The 317-nt window shown below is 51.4% G+C and carries 2 tRNA genes; both read left to right on the forward strand.

Annotation, left to right across the window (positions count from 1 at the left end):
• Window position 1: 1 nt before the first annotated feature.
• Window positions 2-74, forward strand: a tRNA-Ala gene (locus DPQ31_RS03810).
• Between the two features lie 20 nt (window positions 75-94).
• Window positions 95-187: transfer RNA gene (locus DPQ31_RS03815), tRNA-Ser, on the forward strand.
• Window positions 188-317: the final 130 nt, after the last annotated feature.

The following is a 317-nucleotide window of genomic DNA, read 5'->3' on the forward strand; positions in this document are numbered from 1 at the left end:
TGGGGCCTTAGCTCAGCTGGGAGAGCGCCTGCCTTGCACGCAGGAGGTCAGCGGTTCGATCCCGCTAGGCTCCACTTTATTTATTATATGTCTCGGAGGTATACCCAAGTTCGGCTGAAGGGATCGGTCTTGAAAACCGACAGGCGGTGAGAATCGCGCGGGGGTTCGAATCCCTCTACCTCCTCCATTTTTTTTGAAATGGTTTAGCTACATATAATAATAAGATATTTTTTCCTTCATGGAGGTATACCCAAGTTCGGCTGAAGGGATCGGTCTTGAAAACCGACAGGCGGCGAGAGTCGCGCGGGGGTTCGAAT

This window comes from Bacillus sp. COPE52 (assembly GCF_003355115.1).
Taxonomy (GTDB): domain Bacteria; phylum Bacillota; class Bacilli; order Bacillales; family Bacillaceae_G; genus Bacillus_A; species Bacillus_A toyonensis.